The organism is Pedobacter suwonensis (assembly GCF_900111825.1).
Classification (GTDB): domain Bacteria; phylum Bacteroidota; class Bacteroidia; order Sphingobacteriales; family Sphingobacteriaceae; genus Pedobacter; species Pedobacter suwonensis.
The window spans coordinates 133418-152674 of sequence record NZ_FOJM01000001.1 but is presented as its reverse complement, the minus strand read 5'-3'; the positions used below and the strand labels follow the sequence as shown (position 1 = coordinate 152674).

13 protein-coding genes are annotated in these 19257 nt (G+C 39.7%); 9 read left to right on the top strand and 4 right to left on the bottom strand.

Translation table 11 applies throughout. The features are described 5' to 3' along the window. Positions 1-14 precede the first annotated feature (14 nt). From gltB to BM107_RS00635, 3 genes are all read left to right on the top strand, one after another. On the top strand, positions 15-4514 hold the full coding sequence (gltB, locus tag BM107_RS00645; protein ID WP_090979187.1) for a glutamate synthase large subunit: 4500 nt from the start codon (positions 15-17) through the stop codon (positions 4512-4514). A 3-nt stretch (positions 4515-4517) separates the two neighbouring features. After that, positions 4518-5984 carry a glutamate synthase subunit beta gene (locus BM107_RS00640; protein ID WP_090979183.1) on the top strand — a complete coding sequence of 489 codons (1467 nt, stop codon included), beginning with the start codon at positions 4518-4520 and terminating at the stop codon, positions 5982-5984. 838 nt (positions 5985-6822) lie between these two features. Continuing rightward, the gene (locus BM107_RS00635; protein ID WP_090979180.1) at positions 6823-7377 is read left to right on the top strand and encodes an REP-associated tyrosine transposase; all 555 of its coding nucleotides are present in this window, start codon (positions 6823-6825) and stop codon (positions 7375-7377) included. A gap of 189 nt (positions 7378-7566) precedes the next feature. Here BM107_RS00635 and BM107_RS00630 read toward each other — a convergent pair whose 3' ends face one another. Next, entirely contained in the window at positions 7567-8769 is a 1203-nt protein-coding gene (locus tag BM107_RS00630; RefSeq protein WP_090979176.1) for a DUF763 domain-containing protein, read from the bottom strand. A gap of 308 nt (positions 8770-9077) precedes the next feature. On the opposite strand from BM107_RS00630, the gene BM107_RS00625 reads away from it, so the two are divergent. Beyond that, a complete protein-coding gene (locus BM107_RS00625; RefSeq protein ID WP_090979945.1) occupies positions 9078-10181 on the top strand; it encodes a metallophosphoesterase in 1104 nt (367 codons plus the stop codon). Here BM107_RS00625 and BM107_RS00620 read toward each other — a convergent pair. Beyond that, on the bottom strand, positions 10167-11267 hold the full coding sequence (locus BM107_RS00620; RefSeq protein ID WP_090979173.1) for a sensor histidine kinase: 1101 nt from the start codon (positions 11265-11267) through the stop codon (positions 10167-10169). The two genes, BM107_RS00625 and BM107_RS00620, sit on opposite strands and share 15 nt — an antisense overlap. Positions 11268-11413: 146 nt before the next feature. On the opposite strand from BM107_RS00620, the gene BM107_RS00615 reads away from it, so the two are divergent. Beyond that, positions 11414-12886, top strand: a complete 1473-nt coding sequence (locus BM107_RS00615) for a glycoside hydrolase family 130 protein (RefSeq protein WP_090979170.1) — start codon at positions 11414-11416, stop codon at positions 12884-12886. A 354-nt stretch (positions 12887-13240) separates the two neighbouring features. Here the strand turns inward: BM107_RS00615 and BM107_RS00610 are convergent, their stop codons facing one another. Next, entirely contained in the window at positions 13241-15511 is a 2271-nt protein-coding gene (locus BM107_RS00610) for a glycosyltransferase family 4 protein (protein WP_090979166.1), read from the bottom strand. A gap of 219 nt (positions 15512-15730) precedes the next feature. Here BM107_RS00610 and ku point away from each other — a divergent pair, with 219 nt between their 5' ends. Continuing rightward, positions 15731-16501, top strand: coding sequence for a non-homologous end joining protein Ku (ku, locus tag BM107_RS00605; protein WP_090979164.1), 771 nt, complete (start codon positions 15731-15733; stop codon positions 16499-16501). A 136-nt stretch (positions 16502-16637) separates the two neighbouring features. Here ku and BM107_RS00600 read toward each other — a convergent pair whose 3' ends face one another. Next, complete coding sequence (locus BM107_RS00600) at positions 16638-17756, bottom strand: alpha/beta hydrolase (protein WP_090979162.1); 1119 nt, start codon at positions 17754-17756, stop codon at positions 16638-16640. A 139-nt stretch (positions 17757-17895) separates the two neighbouring features. On the opposite strand from BM107_RS00600, the gene BM107_RS00595 reads away from it, so the two are divergent. Genes BM107_RS00595 through BM107_RS00590 form a run of 3 tightly spaced genes read left to right on the top strand, consistent with a single transcriptional unit; the run spans position 17896 to position 19257 of the window. Further along, positions 17896-18264 (top strand): SpoIIAA family protein, encoded by a 369-nt coding sequence (locus tag BM107_RS00595; protein ID WP_090979160.1) that lies wholly within the window; start codon positions 17896-17898, stop codon positions 18262-18264. A 12-nt stretch (positions 18265-18276) separates the two neighbouring features. Continuing rightward, complete coding sequence (locus BM107_RS24580) at positions 18277-18429, top strand: hypothetical protein (RefSeq protein ID WP_159435172.1); 153 nt, start codon at positions 18277-18279, stop codon at positions 18427-18429. A gap of 9 nt (positions 18430-18438) precedes the next feature. Further along, the gene (locus BM107_RS00590; RefSeq protein WP_244278681.1) at positions 18439-19257 is read left to right on the top strand and encodes a mechanosensitive ion channel family protein; all 819 of its coding nucleotides are present in this window, start codon (positions 18439-18441) and stop codon (positions 19255-19257) included.

Here is a 19257-nt window from a genome sequence, read left to right as displayed (position 1 = left end):
CTAACGAGCAAAGAATGGAACCAAACAGTGGATTGTACGATGCGCAATTTGAACACGATGCCTGCGGTATTGGGTTCGTTGCACATGTGAAAGGGCGGAAATCGCATCAAATCATCTCTGATGCACTTACTATTTTAGAGAATCTAGATCATAGAGGGGCATGTGGAGCAGAACCAAATACAGGCGATGGAGCAGGTATCATGATTCAGATTCCTCACGAATTTTTTTACGATGAATGTTTAAAAGCAGGCTTTAGCCTACCAGAAACCAATAATTATGGTGTTGGTATGTTATTTATGCCAAAGGATATCAGGTCCAGAGAAGAATGCAGAGAGCTGATTTACCGTGCTGCTGAAAAGCTAGGCCTTGAAATTTTAGGTTTTAGAAAGGTTGATGTAGACACAACGGATATAGGCAACATGGCTCTTTCCGTTGAGCCTGAAATTGAACAGGTGTTTATTGCCCGCCCTTATGCGGTGGCACCAGGTGCAGATTTTGAACGCAAACTTTACATTTTTAAAAATTACCTGATCAAACTGATCGTAAATACCGTTCATGGCGGTAAAGATTTTTACATCGTTTCGCTTTCCGCACAAACCATTATATATAAAGGTCAGCTCACTTCCTTACAGGTACGCACCTATTTTACCGATCTTACCGATAAGCGTATGGTGTCTGCCCTGGGTTTGGTTCACTCGCGTTTTGCCACCAATACTTTTCCTTCATGGAGACTGGCCCAGCCGTTCCGCTTTATTGCGCATAACGGAGAGATTAATACTTTACAAGGAAATTTAAACTGGTTTAGAGCAGGCGTAAAGTCTTTTGCTTCTGCTTACTTTACACCGGAAGAACTTGATATGTTATTGCCTGTAATCGACGAAACAAACTCAGATTCAGGCTGTCTGGATAATGTGATTGAACTTTTGCTTCACTCAGGAAGAAGCCTGCCGCATGTACTAATGATGCTGGTGCCTGAAGCCTGGGATGGCAATGAGGATATGGATCCTGTTAAAAAGGCTTTTTACGAATTCCACGCCACTTTAATGGAGCCCTGGGACGGACCTGCCGCCATCGCTTTTACTGACGGCAAATTAATTGGCGCTACTTTAGACCGTAACGGTCTCCGTCCTTCGCGTTATGCCATTACTTCTGATGACCGCGTAATTATGGGTTCTGAAGCGGGAGCGCTGGCCATCGATCAGAGCACGATCATCGAAAAAGGCCGCTTAACTCCCGGTAAAATGTTTGTGGTAGACATGGAGCAGGGCAGGATCATCAGCGACAATGAAATTAAAGAAGAAGTTTGTGGCAAAAGTCCTTACGGCGACTGGATTAACCAATACCAGATCCGCTTAGAGGAATTGCCTGAGCCCCGCGTAATGTTTACCGGCTTATCTACTGAATCTATCTTCAAATATCAACAGGTTTTTGGCTATAGCAGAGAAGATGTAGATCTTTTGCTTAAACCAATGGCCATTGAAGGCAAGGAACCGATTGGTTCAATGGGTACCGATACGCCTCTGGCTATCCTGTCAAAACGTCCGCAACACTTATCATCTTATTTCAAGCAGTTATTTGCACAGGTAACTAACCCGCCAATTGACCCGATCAGGGAAAAAGTGGTAATGAGTTTGGCCAGTTTTATGGGCAGCATGGGCAACCTGCTGGAAGAAACACCAAAACAGGCACATTGTGTTGCGATTAAACATCCGATTTTAACCAACCAGGAATTAGAGAAATTAAGGAGTATTGATACCGGCGTTTTCCAGGCAAAAACTTTGCAGACTTATTTCAGGGCAGATGGCAAACCAGGCGCTATGGCTAAAGCCTTAGATCGTTTGTGCCGTTATGCAGTTGATGCGGTTGAAGACGGTTTCCAGGTGATTGTATTAACCGATAGGGCTATCGATTCTGAACATGCCGCGATGCCTTCTCTACTGGCGGTTTCAGCAGTACACCATCATTTGATCCGTAAAGGATACCGTGGTGCGGTTGGTATTGTGATTGAGGCTGGAGATATTTGGGAAGTACACCATTTCGCAACCTTGCTGGGCTTTGGAGTTACGGCTATAAACCCTTACCTGGCTCTAGAAACCATCAATGGTTTCCAGCAAGAATCTGGTTTGTCGGCAGAACAGCTTACCAAAAACTATATCTACGCGGTAAACAGCGGTTTACTTAAAATTTTCTCTAAAATGGGTATCTCGACCCTTCAATCATACCAGGGTGCGCAGATTTTTGAGATTTTAGGTTTAAACAAACAGGTGGTAAATACCTATTTTACAGGTGCAGTTTCGCGTATAGGTGGTTTAGGTTTGGATGAGATTGCGAAAGAAACTTTAATCAAACATCACCGCAGTTTTGGCCCGCTAACGCAGACAGAAAACTTATTGCCGGCTGGCGGAACATATAAATTCCGCCGCAAAGGTGAAGCGCATTTATTTAATCCGCAAACCATTCACTTACTACAAAACGCCACACGTAAAAACGACTACAATATTTTCAAACAATATTCTAAACTGGTAAATGAGCAGACACAACAGGCTTACACCATCCGTGGATTGTTTGAATTCAATTATAGCCGCCCTTCTGTTCCTTTAAACGAGGTAGAGGCTACGGAATCTATCTTAAAAAGATTTGCCACAGGAGCGATGTCTTTCGGCTCCATTTCTCATGAGGCACATTCTACTTTGGCCATTGCCATGAACCGTATCGGTGGAAAGAGCAATACCGGAGAAGGTGGTGAAGATGAAATGCGTTATACCAAACTGCCAAATGGCGATAGCATGCGCTCAGCGATTAAACAGGTGGCTTCTGCGCGTTTCGGTGTAACGAGCTATTATTTGACCAATGCTGATGAGTTACAGATCAAAATGGCTCAGGGTGCTAAGCCGGGAGAAGGCGGGCAATTACCTGGACACAAAGTAGATGATTGGATTGCAAAAGTTCGTCACTCTACGCCAGGCGTAGGTTTAATTTCGCCTCCTCCACATCACGATATTTATTCCATCGAGGATTTGGCACAGTTAATTTATGATCTTAAAAATGCCAACCGCGCGGCACGGATCAATGTTAAACTCGTATCTAAAGCTGGCGTAGGTACTATTGCAGCCGGCGTAGCTAAAGCGCATGCCGATGTTATTCTTGTATCCGGCTTTGATGGCGGTACCGGTGCTTCGCCATTAACCTCTATTCAGCATGCGGGTTTACCATGGGAGTTAGGTCTGGCGGAAGCGCACCAAACCCTGGTAAAGAACAAATTGCGCAACCGTATAGTTTTACAAACAGACGGTCAGCTAAAAACAGGTAGGGATATCGCCATTGCAGCTTTATTAGGTGCAGAAGAGTGGGGCGTTGCAACAGCTGCGTTGGTAACTTCAGGATGTATCATGATGCGTAAATGCCATTTAAATACCTGTCCGGTAGGAGTGGCTACACAAGATCCGGAACTAAGGAAATTATTTACCGGTGATGCAGACCATGTAGTAAACCTATTCTATTTCCTTGCCGAGGAATTACGGGAGATTATGGCCGAACTTGGCTTTAGGACCATTAACGAAATGATTGGCCAGGCTGATATTTTAAAATTACGTGAATTGCCTGCCGAAGACTGGAAACTGAAACACCTTGATCTATCAGCCATATTATACAAGGCAGAAGAAAATGGTTTACCTTTATATCATACAGAAGCTCAGGATCATGGCTTGGATCAGGTTTTAGATCACCAGCTGATTGCTGCAGCCCAACCTGCCATCCATCATAACGAACCTGTATTTGCCAGCTTTAATGTAAAAAATACTGACCGTGCGATAGGCACTATGCTGTCTAATGAAATTTCAAAAGTTCATTTAAGCGCTGGTTTACCTCCGGATACGATCAACTTTAAATTTGTGGGTTCTGCCGGACAAAGCTTTGGTGCTTTTAATACCCGCGGGGTTACTTTATCACTGGAAGGCGAGGCAAACGATTATGTAGGTAAAGGTTTATCGGGTGCGAGACTGGCTATTTACCCTTTCTCAAACGCTACTTTTGTTCCTGAACAAAATATCATTATTGGTAACGTGGCCCTGTATGGTGCAACTTCTGGTGAGTTGTTTGCCCGTGGTAAAGCAGGCGAACGTTTTGCCGTACGTAACTCTGGTGCAACAGCTGTTGTTGAAGGAGTTGGCGATCATGGATGTGAATACATGACTGGCGGTGAGGTGCTGATTCTTGGCGATACCGGAAGCAATTTCGCCGCTGGAATGAGTGGTGGTGTGGCGTGGATTTACGATGCCAATGGAACTTTCGAGCGAAAATGCAATAAGGAAATGGTTGATTTGGATCCACTTCAGGCAGAAGATGAAGAGCGTATCTTAGCCTTACTTAAAGCACATATCCGCTTAACAGATAGCAAGGTAGCTGAGTTTATCTTAAGCGATTGGAAAACCCAGTCTGCGCATTTCGTAAAAGTATTCCCTAAAGAATACAAGGCAGTTTTAAGCAAACGTAACCAACAAGTAAAAACACACTAGGCCATGGGTAAAGTAACAGGATTTCAAGAATACGACAGAGTTGCACCCATTAGAGAAGAGGTTGCAACGCGTGTAAAACACTATGGTGAATTTTTAAATAATTTACCGCCTCAAGAATTAAATAATCAGGCTGCCCGTTGTATGGATTGCGGAGTGCCTTTCTGCCAGTCAGGTTGTCCGCTGGGTAACGTGATACCTGAATTTAATGATGCTGTTTATCAGGGTAAATGGGAATTAGCGGCAAATATTTTATTAAGCACCAATAATTTTCCGGAATTTACGGGTAGAATTTGCCCGGCACCATGCGAATCGGCATGTGTGTTAGGTATTAACAAACCACCGGTTTCTATTGAAGAGATTGAGAAGCATATCATCGAAATTGCTTTCGAAAAAGGATTTATCAAAGCTAAAGCACCGTTAATCAGAACGGGTAAAAAAGTTGCCGTAATTGGTTCAGGTCCTGCAGGCCTGGCAGCTGCTGCGCAGCTAAATAAAGTCGGGCATGAAGTTACCGTTTTCGAACGCGATGATGCACCGGGTGGGTTATTAAGATATGGCATTCCCGATTTCAAACTGCAAAAAAACGTGGTAGATCGCCGTATTGATTTGATGAAAGAAGAAGGCATCATTTTTAAATGCAAGGCCAACGTAGGCGAGAATGTTGAAATAGGTACTTTGTTACGTGATTTTAATGCGATTGTATTGGCAGGCGGTTCAACAATTCCACGTGATCTGCCGATTGATGGCCGTTCAGCTAAAGGTGTTCATTTTGCAATGGATTTCTTAAAGCAGCAGAATAAACGTGTGGCTGGCAGGACTGTAGAAGCAGAAGATATTATGGCTACAGGTAAAAATGTGATTGTAATTGGTGGTGGTGACACCGGATCTGATTGTATTGGTACTTCAAACCGCCATGGCGCAAAATCCGTTACGCAATTCGAGATCATGCCAATGCCACCCCAGGCACGCAATGAGCATATGCCTTGGCCAAATTATCCAATGTTGCTGAAAAATACTTCTTCTCACGAGGAAGGTGCACAAAGAGCTTGGTCAGTTAATACCAAAAACTTTATTGCTGACGAAAAAGGAAATCTTAAAGCATTAAAAGTTGTTGATGTAGAATGGGAAATTGATGCAAACGGGCGTCCGGTTACATTTAAAGAAGTAGCAGGTACTGAAAGGGATCTTCCATGCGAGCTGGTGCTTTTAGCAATGGGATTTTTACATCCGCAAAAAGAAGGTTTACTTGAAAAATTGGGTATTGAATTAGATAACCGTGGAAATGTAAAGGCATCTGAACATACCTATCAAACCAACATTGCAAAGATTTTTGCTGCAGGAGATGTCCGCCGTGGACAATCGTTAGTGGTTTGGGCCATTTCAGAAGGTAGAGAAGCTGCCCGTAAGGTAGATGAATACTTAATGGGAGCAACTAAGCTGGCATCGAAAGATGCAGTAGCATATGCTTAAACAGGTTTAAATTCTATATTTTTTTGGGTCGTGGTGTAAACCACGACCTTTTTTGTTTTATACAATGAAACTGATATTTCATTCGATCGTGATGCTGAATTTATTTTACAAGGAAGAAATATTATTTTCAATTGCCTTGTAGCTACTTCGTGGTCAGCATCCCGTACTATCCGTAGAGTTAAGCGCAGCGTCTCTACGGATTTAAGAATAGAACTGAGTTTATAACTCAGCAACAAAAATGTACTATCCTTAGGATTAAGCGCAGTGTCTCTACGGATTTAAGAATAGAACTGAGTTTATAACTCAGTAACAAAACAGAGTCAGAGACTCTTGCCCATTCCAAAATCCGTAGAGCCCTTCGGAACTCTACGGATAGAACCGTACTATCCTTAGGATTAAGCGCAGCGTCTCTACGGATTAAGAATAGAACTGAGTTTATAACTCAGCAACAAAACCGAGTCAGAGACTCTTGTCCATTCCAAAATCCGTAGAGCCCTTCTGGACTCTTCTCCTTACCATACTATCCGTAGCGTTAAGCGCAGAATCTCCTACGGATTTAAGAATAGAACTGAGTTTATAACTCAGCAACAAAACAGAGTCAGAGACCCTTGTCCATTCCAAAATCCGTAGAACCCTTCGGAACTCTACGGATAGAACCATATCCTTACCATACTATCCGTAGAGTTAAGCGCAGCATCTCTACGGATCTAAGAATAGACTGAGTTATAACTCAGCAAAATGGCGACTCAGAGACTTAGCTATTCTATAAATCGTCTATAATCTACGGTCTATTTTGAAACGACGTAAATATCTTAATTCTAAAAACTTATATTAGTATATGGGAGAAAATGGCTATCAAATAAAAGATCAGGAGGCTATATATTTTATAACATTTGCTACTGTACAGTGGGTAGATGTATTTACCAGAAAAGAATATGCTGATATCGTTGTAGAAAGTCTAATTTATTGCAAAACGAATAAAGGTTTACGAATTCATGCCTGGTGTATTATGAGTAATCATCTTCATTTGATTTTATCAGCAAGTGATAGTAATCTATCTGATACGTTAAGAGATTTTAAAAAGTTTACATCGAACAACATCATTAAAGCAATCAAAAACAATAATCATGAAAGTCGACGAAGCTGGATGCTTTGGATATTTAAAAAAGCTGGAGAAGAAAATAAAAGAAATAAAGATTATCAATTTTGGCAGCAGGAAAATCATCCGGTGGAACTTTCTACAAATGAAATGGTGGATCAAAGATTAAATTATTTACATGATAATCCTGTAAGATCAGGTGCGGTTAGGAGTGCAGAAAAGTACGTTTATTCCTCTGCTATAGATTATTATACAACAGAAAGAGGATTGATAGAAATAGACTTTATAGAATAAACAGAGTCTTACCATTCTCATAGACTATCCGTAGCGCCTCCTACGGATTTGCGAATAGAACTGAGTTTATAACTCAGTAACAAAACCGAGTCAGAGACCCTTATCCATTTTACAATCCCAGAGTCTTTCAGAAGTTTACATACAGAAACTGAAAACAGTATGATAATAAATGACCTGGCAGAATAAAAATTAAAACAATTTCAACTGTTTATCTATGGGTGGCTTCTCTTTCCCAAAAACTGTTCTACCGCCATATTTCCAGCTTTCAGCTTGTTCTTTTTGAATCACTTTTTCAAAATCCATATTAGGAACGAAGTCTTTTTCTGCATTTCGGGCAATTTGATATAGTGATTTTATCGCTTGTTGTTTGTCGGTATTGCCGATTTTCGCCTTATCAATTGCTTTTTGCAAAACATTAATTGTTTCATCATAAACATTTACCGGAACAGGGAAAGGGTGGCCATCTTTGCCTCCATGAGCGAATGAATAACGTGCAGGATCAGTAAACCGCGAAGGCGTACCGTAAATTACCTCACTTACTAAAGCCATAGATTGTAAGGTTCTTGGTCCCATGCCTTCCAGTAACAATAAGTCTTCAAAATCGCGGGGTTGCTTTTCCTGTGCCAGCCACAATATACTGCCCAAACGTTTCAAATCCACATCTTTTGCTTTTACATCGTGATGTTGAGGTAACACCAATTTTTGTATCTCATTAAGCATACGAGCAGGCGATTCAACCGTCATGCCCATCATGCTCTGCCTGGTTTGATCAGCATTATTAGCTGTCAGATTAAGGATCTGGCCTTGATTAATGCCACAGATTCCCGTATGCGGTTCTTCTACAAAGGATTTTAAATTTTTAGAGTGCCAGTGGTATCTTCTCGCTGTTGCGTTGCTATTGCTCATGCCTTGTTGCACCACTGCCCAATCGCCCTCATTGCTTAAAATAAAACTATGAAGGTACAATTGAAATCCGTCCTGGATGGCCGTATTATCTACTTTTGCACTGAGTTTACTCGCACGAACCAAATCTGTACCATTCAATCCGGTTTTATCGGCAATTTTCAGAAGTTCATTTGGGGTTTCCCTACTATACTTTCCTTTGCCACCACAGATGTAAATGCCCAACTCTTTTGATAAAGGATTTATGGATTTTTTTAAAGCGCCAATTACTGATGTCGTTATTCCTGAAGAATGCCAATCCATCCCCATTACCGCACCTAAACTCTGGAACCAGAACGGACTACTTAACCGGCGTATTACTTCGGCTTTACCATATTCCAATAGTATGGCTTCTGTTATTGCTAAGCCAAGTTTGGCCATGCGTTGTGCCAGCCATGGTGGTACATGGCCATAATGTAAGGGTAAATCTGCGCTTCCTGATCTTTTCAATACTAACAAAATTAGTAAAAAATTTACAAAAGCGAAAAAGCAACTACCGATTTAACAGGGAAATCGCTTTTAACTTTTCTTTGTTAGTTCTAGCTCTTTCTGCGCATGCATAAGCATTATTTTCGCCACGGAAGCACGAAAAACACGGAAAAATTTTAATCTCCTCCGTGATTTCTGTGTTTCCGTGGCTAATTAATTTTTGCACATGTTTTAAAAGCAATACCCCTGAACGATTTCACGAAACAAAACGATTAATCATATTTTTTGTTATTTTGAGCAATAACATCCTGGCAAAGGCTTATTTATCTATGCGCAAATTTCTACAACGTTTACTCAGTTCCTGGATTATTCACCTGTCGAATAAGTTTAGTTCAAATCCCAACCCTGAACGCATCCATGAGGCTTTAGATAAACTTTACAAAACCATTAATGATAATCCTGGAAAACGTGGACTTGTTTTCGAAGTTAATGATGATCATAAATTCATTATTTTTTCAGATCAGCATAAAGGTGCCAGAGATGATGCAGACGATTTCACTTTAGCTGAAAAAAATTATTTAAAGGCACTTCAGTATTATAATGAACAGAACTTTCATTATATAAATTTAGGGGATAGTGAGGAGCTTTGGGAGAATTTGCTCGAATCGGTAATCAAACACAATAAAGAAACATTCGAAGCAGAGAAAGCATTTATTGCTAAAAATCAGTTCACCAAGATATTTGGCAACCATGATTTATATTGGGATAATGATCCGTTGGCTGGATTTAATCTCACCAGACTTTACGGAACCGCGATCCGTATATACGAAGGAGCCATATTAAGGATGCCGGTAAAGAATGGCAAACTTGATATTTTCTTAACGCATGGACATCAGGGCGACTTGCAGAGTGACGGAAATTGGTTTAGCAAATGGTTTGTAAGTACGATATGGGCACCGCTACAGTCGTACCTTCAGATTAATCTGAATACGCCGGCATACGATAATCAGCTTAAAACAGTTCATAACACACTGATGTACAATTGGGCGATTACCAAGCGTAATATGGCTTTAATTACGGGGCACACGCACCAGCCAGTTTTTGCCTCATTAACTCATCTGGAACGAATTTACATGAAGCTCAAAAAAGCAAAAGACGAGAAAAACACCAGCGACATCGCGTTTCTAAATGCCGAACTTCATAAACGGATCAAAGAAGGAGACCAGGCCCCGGTTTTTGGCAAATACAAGCCGGTTTATTTTAACAGCGGATGTTGCTGCTTTAGTGACGGCGATATTACCGGGATCGAAATTGCTGATGGGTTGATAAGATTAATCAAATGGTCATACCATACCAATACTGTACCCGAAAGGATAATACTTGAGGAAATGAAAATCAACGATTTAGTGGATTCAAACTTATTTAACGGGTAACGTTACATAAAAAGTAGTTCCCAAATCTTTTCCATCGCTTTCTGCCCACAATTTCCCTTTATGGATCTCCACAAGCGCATTTGCTGTAATCAGTCCCAATCCATAACTATTTTCCCGATTTGTACTTACCGAACTCAGACGCGCAAATTTCAGAAAAACGCTGTCTAAATCCTCCTGGGTTAAACCCACGCCAAGGTCTTTTACCGCAATAGTGATGTGATTATCAAAACTTTGATGGGTGATCACAATTTTATTTCCTATCGGCGAAAACTTGATCGCATTATCAATCAACTGGCTAAAAACCATAGCGATTTTATCCGGGTCAGCAAAAACCTCAGCAGTTTCCTCAATTTCGATTAAAACTGTCTGGTTTTTACGCTCAAGCGCTGGCGTAAATTCTTTCTTTACTTTTTCCAGAATTTGTCTTAAATCTATCTTATTCTTTTGGGGCTTAAATGAAGTTGCCTCTTTCCGGGCAGCACTTAAAATGCCGTTCAGATTATCAATCATCTTTTTAGATTGTGCATTAATCTTACCCGCAATTAAAGATGCCTTATCATCAATACCTGGAATTCGTCCCAACAATTCAGATTGTAGCGTAATGGTGGTCATTGGGTTTTTAAGATCATGAACAAGTACATGTAAACGATCATCATAAGCCCTTAAAGTTCTCCTTATTGCCATTCTGGACTCCAGTTTTTCAACTACCATATCAGCCAAATACCTCAGCATTTTCAACTTCTTTTCGTCGATCGTTTTAGATTTTGTATCTGCAACGTAAATCAGTCCAAGGTGATAACCATCAGGCGATACGATGGGTGCTGAAGTAAAAAAAGTAAATCCTGCCTTAGCCTGATCTTGAATAATTTCCAATGCAGCTCCGCCGACCTCCGACTTCACGAAAAAATTACCATCACCCTCAAAGCATATCCCGGCAAATGAAACATCAAATATTTCGGCAGCCAGCTGCGAAATCTGGTCAAAAGCACTTTCTGGCGGGGTATTTAATACCTCATAATTACCCAGCTTTTCCAAACGTAAGGTTTCATCTGAGGAGATATCATGTTCTGCTTTTTCGTATAGCATTTATGGCACAATTTAATAGATGGATGAATCACTAAAGGTAAAAATTATATACAATACCATAAACAATTAAGCCGTAATTTTCGTTATGTTTAGGTTGGATATTACAGAGCCGAATGCATTAAAATTACCATCATAACTTTTAAAAAATGAGACTATATATAGAACGTAAACCTGTTAAGGTAAATCCAGATACAAAGAGAGTTATTGCACGTTTTTTTTTTAATGGAGAGGAGAGGGCACTGGAAGTAATCAGAAAGGTCTTGGAATTTTCGGATGAAAAAGTGTTTTCACTGATATCGCCTATACTGCAGGAATATTCCAAAAGACACCGGAATATCACTAAAATCTTAACCCGTCATTGTAAGAAATTAAAAAAGCAGTTTTTAGCCCTGGGCACCTCATTCGAAGATATTGATGAATATACCCGGTTATTGATTGGCGCATATTTTACACACGAATATTCCATAGAATCGGCTGCTTTTTTCAATCCGAGTATTGTTGATGATCCTGATCAGACCGATTTAGTTGAAGGTGAAAAAAGGGTAATCATAAGTTTTAGGGCTGTAGGCGAGGGACATATTTCGTCTATCGTATTCCGACGTGCCTTAATTGATAAAAATAACAACATACAGGTTTTACCAGTTGGAAATTATGTTGATGAGGCCGAGGTAGTAAAAAATGCCATCTACATTAAAAAACTATTCCTGAAAAAAGCGGCTTATGCGCAGATTGATCCTGCTGTTTTAGAAGAAATTGAATCTAAACTTGATGATAAATTTGAATACACCAGTTTAAGCAATATCATCAAAGATTCTAAAAGCTTATATAAAGAGAATCCGGCACGTTTAATCGAATACGATAAGGTGCTCTGGCTATCAGACACTTATCACACCATCACCTTTTCAAAGGATACGGATATTTCTGATCGTGTAATTTTTCCTATCTCAGAATTTGAACGCAAGGGGATTGAAGATGCTCGTTTTGTCAAGTTTATTAAAGATGATGGCAAAGTACTATACTATGCCACCTACACTGCTTTTGATGGTTCTTTAATTATTCCCAAACTCGTTCAAACAGAAGATTTTTATGAGTTTAAAGTGATTCCCCTTTATGGCGACGGTGCACAGAATAAAAACCTTGCTTTATTTCCAAGGAAAATCAAAGGAAAATATGTGATGATGAGTCGGATAGATGGATGGAACAATTACCTGATGTTTTCGGATAAGGTGAATGTTTGGGAAAACCCGGTTCTTTTAAAGCAGCCCCGTTACGATTGGGAACTGGTGCAGATCGGTAATTGCGGTTCGCCCATAGAAACTGAAAAAGGGTGGCTGGTGATTACGCATGGAGTTGGGCCGATGCGAAGATATTGCATTGGTGTGAGTTTATTGGACCTGGAGGATCCCAGTATTGAAATAGGCCATTTAAAGGAACCATTGATTATCCCTAATAACGACGAGCGGGAAGGTTATGTACCAAATGTAGTATACTCTTGTGGTTCTATTATCAGCAATGGCGAATTGATTATACCTTATGGTTTATCAGATTATAGCTCATCATTTGCTACGGTAAATTTGGAGTTACTGTTGAATAGGCTATTAGAGAATAATCAGATTTAATATACTGCCATCGATCATCGTTATGTTGTGACACCCCGGTATAATTTAATTTCAGCGCGAGATTCAGAAGTTTCGGCTCAAGCAGTTTAAATACCGCCATTAAATTAAAACAAATCGTTTAGACACTTCTTCTTTATTATTACAGGCTAAAGTTAGCCTGGACAAAACCAGAATCGAAGTTAAAGCTGAAATTATTGGTTTAATATTTTTAGTAACAAATCCTTTCACACGAAGCCATCTCTAGCAAGCAAAAGATGGCTTTTGTATTTTGATGTTATCAAATGAATTGATCTTCAAAAAAAAAGCTGATTCATTTCGAACCAGCTTTTAATATCTCCGTGTAAGTCTTTTGATCTAACTGATCTTCTCTGTCTCCATTAGTGGTGAAGACAAAGTTTCATATTCTACTTCAGCAATTTTTAAAATCGCCAAGTGCGAGATAAAATAAGCCAATGTACTTTCGGCACCTTGATTTCTGTTCACACTGTTAAACTGCAATCCATCCGCACAGCCATGGGTTTCATAATCGTACAATGGGATGTGAAGGCTGTTTTCGCCTAGAAACCATTTATAACTGATGTGCATCAGGTTCAGGTATTGATCATCTTTAGTAATCTCATAAGTTTTAGCATACAATAAAACCATGGCCATTGTTTCTATAGCCTGTTGATCATAAATAGGGTTTTTACCATGCTTTTTCATCCAGCCGGCATTTCCAACGGGATTCAGGTATCCGTTTTCAAAAGAGAAACTGTTCAGGAATTTAATACTTTCCATAGCTACCTGGTACGATTCCTTGTTGCCTGTAACATCATAATGATGAAGCAAAGCTAAAGGAAGAATGGCATTATCATAAGTCAGAATATCTTCAAACCAATGCCAGTCTCCATCTTTATTTTCTTTATATGATGCCACCAATGAACTTGCCAGCATATTAATCTCCTGGCTAATCAATTCATCTCCTGGATGAGCATTCAGGTAATAAGATAAACCAATAACCGTATTTGCCTTTCCGCGCAGATATTTTAGTTCTTTAAAGTGTTTTACCGAATGAGAAAAAAGTTCGCGGCCAAACTCCCGATAGGAATTATTCGGTGCGCTGGAAACCAGATAACCTAATGCCCAAATGGTCCTGCCGAATGAATCTTCAGAGCCAACCTCATCTAAAAATTGTCTGTTAAAACTCAGGAAATTCCTGAAATTTCCATCTTCTGTTTGCATGTACTGAATAAAACTGAGGTATATTGGCATAAAAGCTAAAGCCCTTCGGTTTTTATTCTGCTCCACAGCCATAATGGACATAATCAATGCCCGCGCATTATCATCAATGCAATAACCTTCTTTTAAATTCGGAATGCCAAAGCGGGCATGTTGTATAATTCCGGTATCATCTGTTAGTAGAGCAATGTGACTTAAATTCAAAGCAGGCATTCCTTCTACGTCGATAATCGGCGGGATTGACCGCTCTGTTTTCGTCCCTGCAGATAGCGCTTCATTCAATACATTGAGATAAATACTTCCGATCGCCGGCCAGCGAAGGTTTAATCCGTACTCATATGCATTCTGCTTCAGTTTGTGATATTTATCGCTGTCGCTTAAAAGATCATTAACAATTGCTGCCAGTTTATGATGATCTTTAAAATCAAATAATTTACCTCTGTTATCGGCCAATAATTCCTGTGCATGCCAGTAAGGTGTAGAAATTACTGCCGCACCAGCGCCAATAGCGTATGATAAGGTACCGCTGGTAATCTGGGCTTCATTTAAATAGGGAGTAATGTATAAATGGCATGCGGTTAAATATTGATGCAGTTCTTCTTCCGAAACGAATTTATTGACGAAAGCGATATTCTTTTCTACACCTAAATCTTTTGCCAGGGCCTTCAAACTATCGCGATATTCTTCGCCGTTGTGTTTAACTACACCAGGATGGGTATTTCCTAAAATCAGGTATAAAACATCAGGATGTTTTGCTACGATATCCGGTAAAGCATTGATTACGGTTTCTAAACCTTTATTTCTGCTAATCAGACCAAAAGTAAAAAGTACTTTCTTACCCTTAAATAAATCACTCTGTTCGATTTGATTATTAACGATCGGTTCTAAATCAGGAACACCATGTTCTATTAACTTAATAGATGCCTGTGGAATCTGGTATATGCTTGTTAAAAACATTACTGCCTTTTTGCTCATTACTACCAATTTAGCCGTTTTAGATGCAATCTCCTTGATAATGGTTTGCTGCATAAAATTTGGTTCTTTCAAAACCGTATGCAAAATAGTGATGAAAGGTTTTTTTAACCGGTTAATTAGTGAAAGCAAAAAAACACCGCTATTACCACCATATATGCCAAATTCATGTTCAATAATACAAGTATCTATATCACTGTTATTGATAAAATCAGCTGCTTCAATATAATCCTGTTGATTTTGTTGTCGGATAACAAATTTTACTTCGCCCGGGTACTGATGTTCGTTTACATCATCCGACTCATTCATGGCCACTACAAAACTCTTGCTGGCATCGTAGGTAGGATTTAAACTTAAAGCATTAACTAAATTTTGGTTGAAGGTAGCTAAACCACACTCACGGGGCGGATAGGTAGAAATATAGGCTATTTTCATCTTTATAAATGTTTTCAATGGTAATTACACAATCGTGATCTCTTCGTTCCCTTTATTACTTTGAAAAATCATAATAGTTTCACAAGTATTTCTATAAGGTTATGGTTAAATAACATTATTGGTTCCAAATAGTTTGCTGTTTGGACGATTTACGGCTTGCAAACCCAAAACAATAAGTTTAGACACCTGTTAATAGGTTAATATTTTAAACATTTCGCTATGAGATCAATATGGAAAGGTTCAATTGGATTTGGTTTGGTAAATATTCCGGTTAAGTTATTTTCCGGTGTCCAGAACAGTAACCTTGATTTGGATATGCTTGACGAACGCGACCATGCCAAGATTAAATTTTTGAGGGTAAATGAAAATACACAAAAAGAGGTACCTTATGATAAGATCGTAAAAGGTTACTTTTTAAAGGACAGGTACATCATTTTAGACAAACATGATTTTGAAGAGGCTGCACCTGAAAAAACAAAGATTATTGAACTCGAAAATTTTGTTGATATCAAAGATATTAATCCCATTTACTACGAAACATCTTATTATACCGAACCTGAAAAGCAGGGTAGAAAGGCCTATAGCTTATTGTTAAAAGCCTTACAGAAATCTGGCAAAGCCGGCGTGGCCAGGTTTGTGTTAAGGAATACCGAAAATCTTTGTGTTATCCATCCCATGGAAAACGTTATTGTCATCACAAAAATTAGGTTTGACCAGGAAATCAGAAGTTTATCCGAAATTAATAAGGCGGATGATATCAGCATCACTAAAAAAGAAATGGATGTAGGACTGGCCCTGATTAAACAATACAGCTCAAAATTTGACCTGAGTACATTCAAAGATGATTACAGTAATGAATTACTGAAAATTATTAAAGCCAAGGCCAAAGGAAAGCGGGCTACCGTTAAAAAGATGAAACCGAAAAAAGCTTCAAGTGATGATTTGTATGACCAGTTGATGCAGAGTCTGGGTTCGAAGAAAGGAGCTTAGACAGTTTGCAGTATTCAGTTAGCGGTTTGCAGTTGTCAGTTTGCAGTTATTAGGTTGGAAGAGGAATTTTTTAAAGTTTCAACTGAGCGCACATACGAGGCTGCATTGAAGTGTTTCCACTCCAATGCAGCTGATTTTACTTAAAAGCAGCTTTTAACTGGTCAGCAACATACGCCTGTGCGGCTTTAGCTTCTGGTACAAGAAGCGACATGCCAAAAAACTCGTGTGTTACACCCTCATAATTTTTAAGATTAACTTTTACCCCGGCAGCTTTAAGCTTATCAGCCAACATTACGCCATCATCATGCAAAGGATCTATTTCGGCGGTGATGATCGTGGTTGATGGAAGTCCGCTTAAATTGGCATCAACCAATGATATCTTTGGATCTTGCGCTTCGATCGTGCTATTGAGGTATTTTTCTGTAAACCAGCCCATCATCGCTTTATTTAAAGGCTTTGCATTCGCATACATTTTATAAGACTCGGTATTCATATCCTCTTGTGCAATGGGATAGATCAAAACTTCGTGTACAGGAAGCATAATGTGTTTGTTTCTGGCCATAATAGAAACGTTTGCTGCTAAATTTCCACCCGCACTTTCGCCAGCTACAGCAATTTTTGCCGGGTCTGCCTTTAAGTCTACAGCATTTTTAACTGCCCATTCGTAAGCTGCAAATGCATCATTGTGCGCCGTAGGAAATTTATTCTCTGGCGCCAGGCGGTAAGCCACAGAAACGACAATTGCGCCCACTTGCTCTGCCAGGGCCTGGGCAGATGCATGATAAACATCCACATTAGCAATAACAAAACCACCGCCATGATAATAAACAATGAGCGGGTAAGGCCCGTTTCCAACTTTAGGCGTGTAAATACGCAGGTGAACCTTCCCGTTATCGGCATCAATATCCTTTCCAGTGGTATCTACCTTAGGCATTGGTACCGCAATATTATTTTGTTTGGCTAAGTCCATTACCGCATCTGTTGGGGTATGGTTCTTACGTGCATCAGCAGCACTTAAAGTTTCTATGGGTTGATCACCATAACTGCTTAACTTTTCTATTATTACCTGCATTTCAGGTCTGATCGTTTTGCCCCATTCCGGTGCAGGTCCGGCAGGCTTTAATGTCGCCATCTGTGTAGAATCAGTCATGGAAGAATCTGTAACTGTTGTATTTTTTGTTTCGCCAGTACAGGCTGAAAGCAAAATGGTTGTTCCAAAAGCCAGAATAATAGGTTTTAGCAGATTGTTTTTCATAGGGTTGTTTTACTTTTTAATACGGCTTTATAACGTAATCGGTAATACAAGTGTTTTTATGATAACACAACTTTTCAGAATTTATATAAATGGCAAACTTCTTGACAGCTTAATCTGTTCTTAAATAAACGAATAATTTATGTTGACAGAAATTACAGGACTACCAGATCACATTTTTGGCGTAAGGGCCACGGGAGAAGTTACCAGTGATGATATTAAAAGCGTTTTATTAACTGGTTTGCAAAGGACGGCCAGGAGGTTTAAAGAAATCAGGTATTTGCTGGTATTGGAAACTGACGTAAAAAATTTTACGGCCGGTGCATGGGCACAAGACATTAAAGCGGGCCTGCAAAATTTCAGTAAATGGAAAAAAATTGCAGTTGTAAGCGCTGAAAAAGGAGTGGAGTGGTTTACTGATGTATTCACCATCGCTACACCTGGTCAGTCGAAAGGCTTTAAACCTGAAGAAATAGAAGATGCAAAAGCCTGGCTTAATGCTGAAGATTAACGATTAAACTATATGAAAGATTCAAAAACATCGGCCGAAAGTAGCAAGGCTACTGCACCGAAAAATGTTAAAGCCAAAGGTGCTGATGATAAAGTGACATCAGCAAAAGATGCGGAGAAAGTGGATGTAACCAAAGACAAATCAGCTAAAAAGAAAAAACAATAATCAGATACATTGAATACCATTATGAAAGTTGATGCGGGTAATGTAAACCGTTTTTATGATAAAGCTTACGATTGGATAATAGACAGGGGACCTTCAGTAATTTTAGGGATCATACTGCTTATTTTTGGCTTATGGCTCATTAAGCTGCTGGGAAAATGGATGCAGGGCGGCATGCACCGTAAAGACATCAATCCGTCACTACGACCTTTTTTAACAAGCCTGATCATCATTACTTTGAGGGTTTTGCTTGTTCTTACCGTGATGCAGGTTATTGGCATTCAGCTTACTTTTTTAACTGTGCTGATTGGTGGTATTGGCGTTGCGGCAGGTTTGGCGTTGTCGGGCACCCTGCAAAATTTTGCCAGCGGTGTATTGATTTTACTCCTGAAACCATTTGTTGCCGGAGATAACATCATTGCGCAGGGCCAGGAAGGAACAGTAGCCTCAATACAGATATTTTATACCATTGTGAAAACATTTGATAACAGAACTGTGGTGATACCCAACAGTAAACTATCTAATGAGGTGATTATCAACATCAGCAGGGAAGGCACCCGCAGATTGGATATAGAAATTAAATTTAGCTACGGAATAGATTACGAAAAAGTAGTTTCCATTTTTAATAAAACGGTGGATGAGTTTAAGTCTTGCTTAAAAACCCCCGAAAGGAGAATTGGTGTATCCTCTTTAGAGGATAACGGTTTCAAAGCAAGTTTAAATATCTGGGTAAATGCGCATGGATTTACCGATACCAAGCTTTCATTTCTGGAAGTGCTGATGAAAAACCTAAAACTTGGAGGAATAAAATTACCGGGTATGCCTGACTAA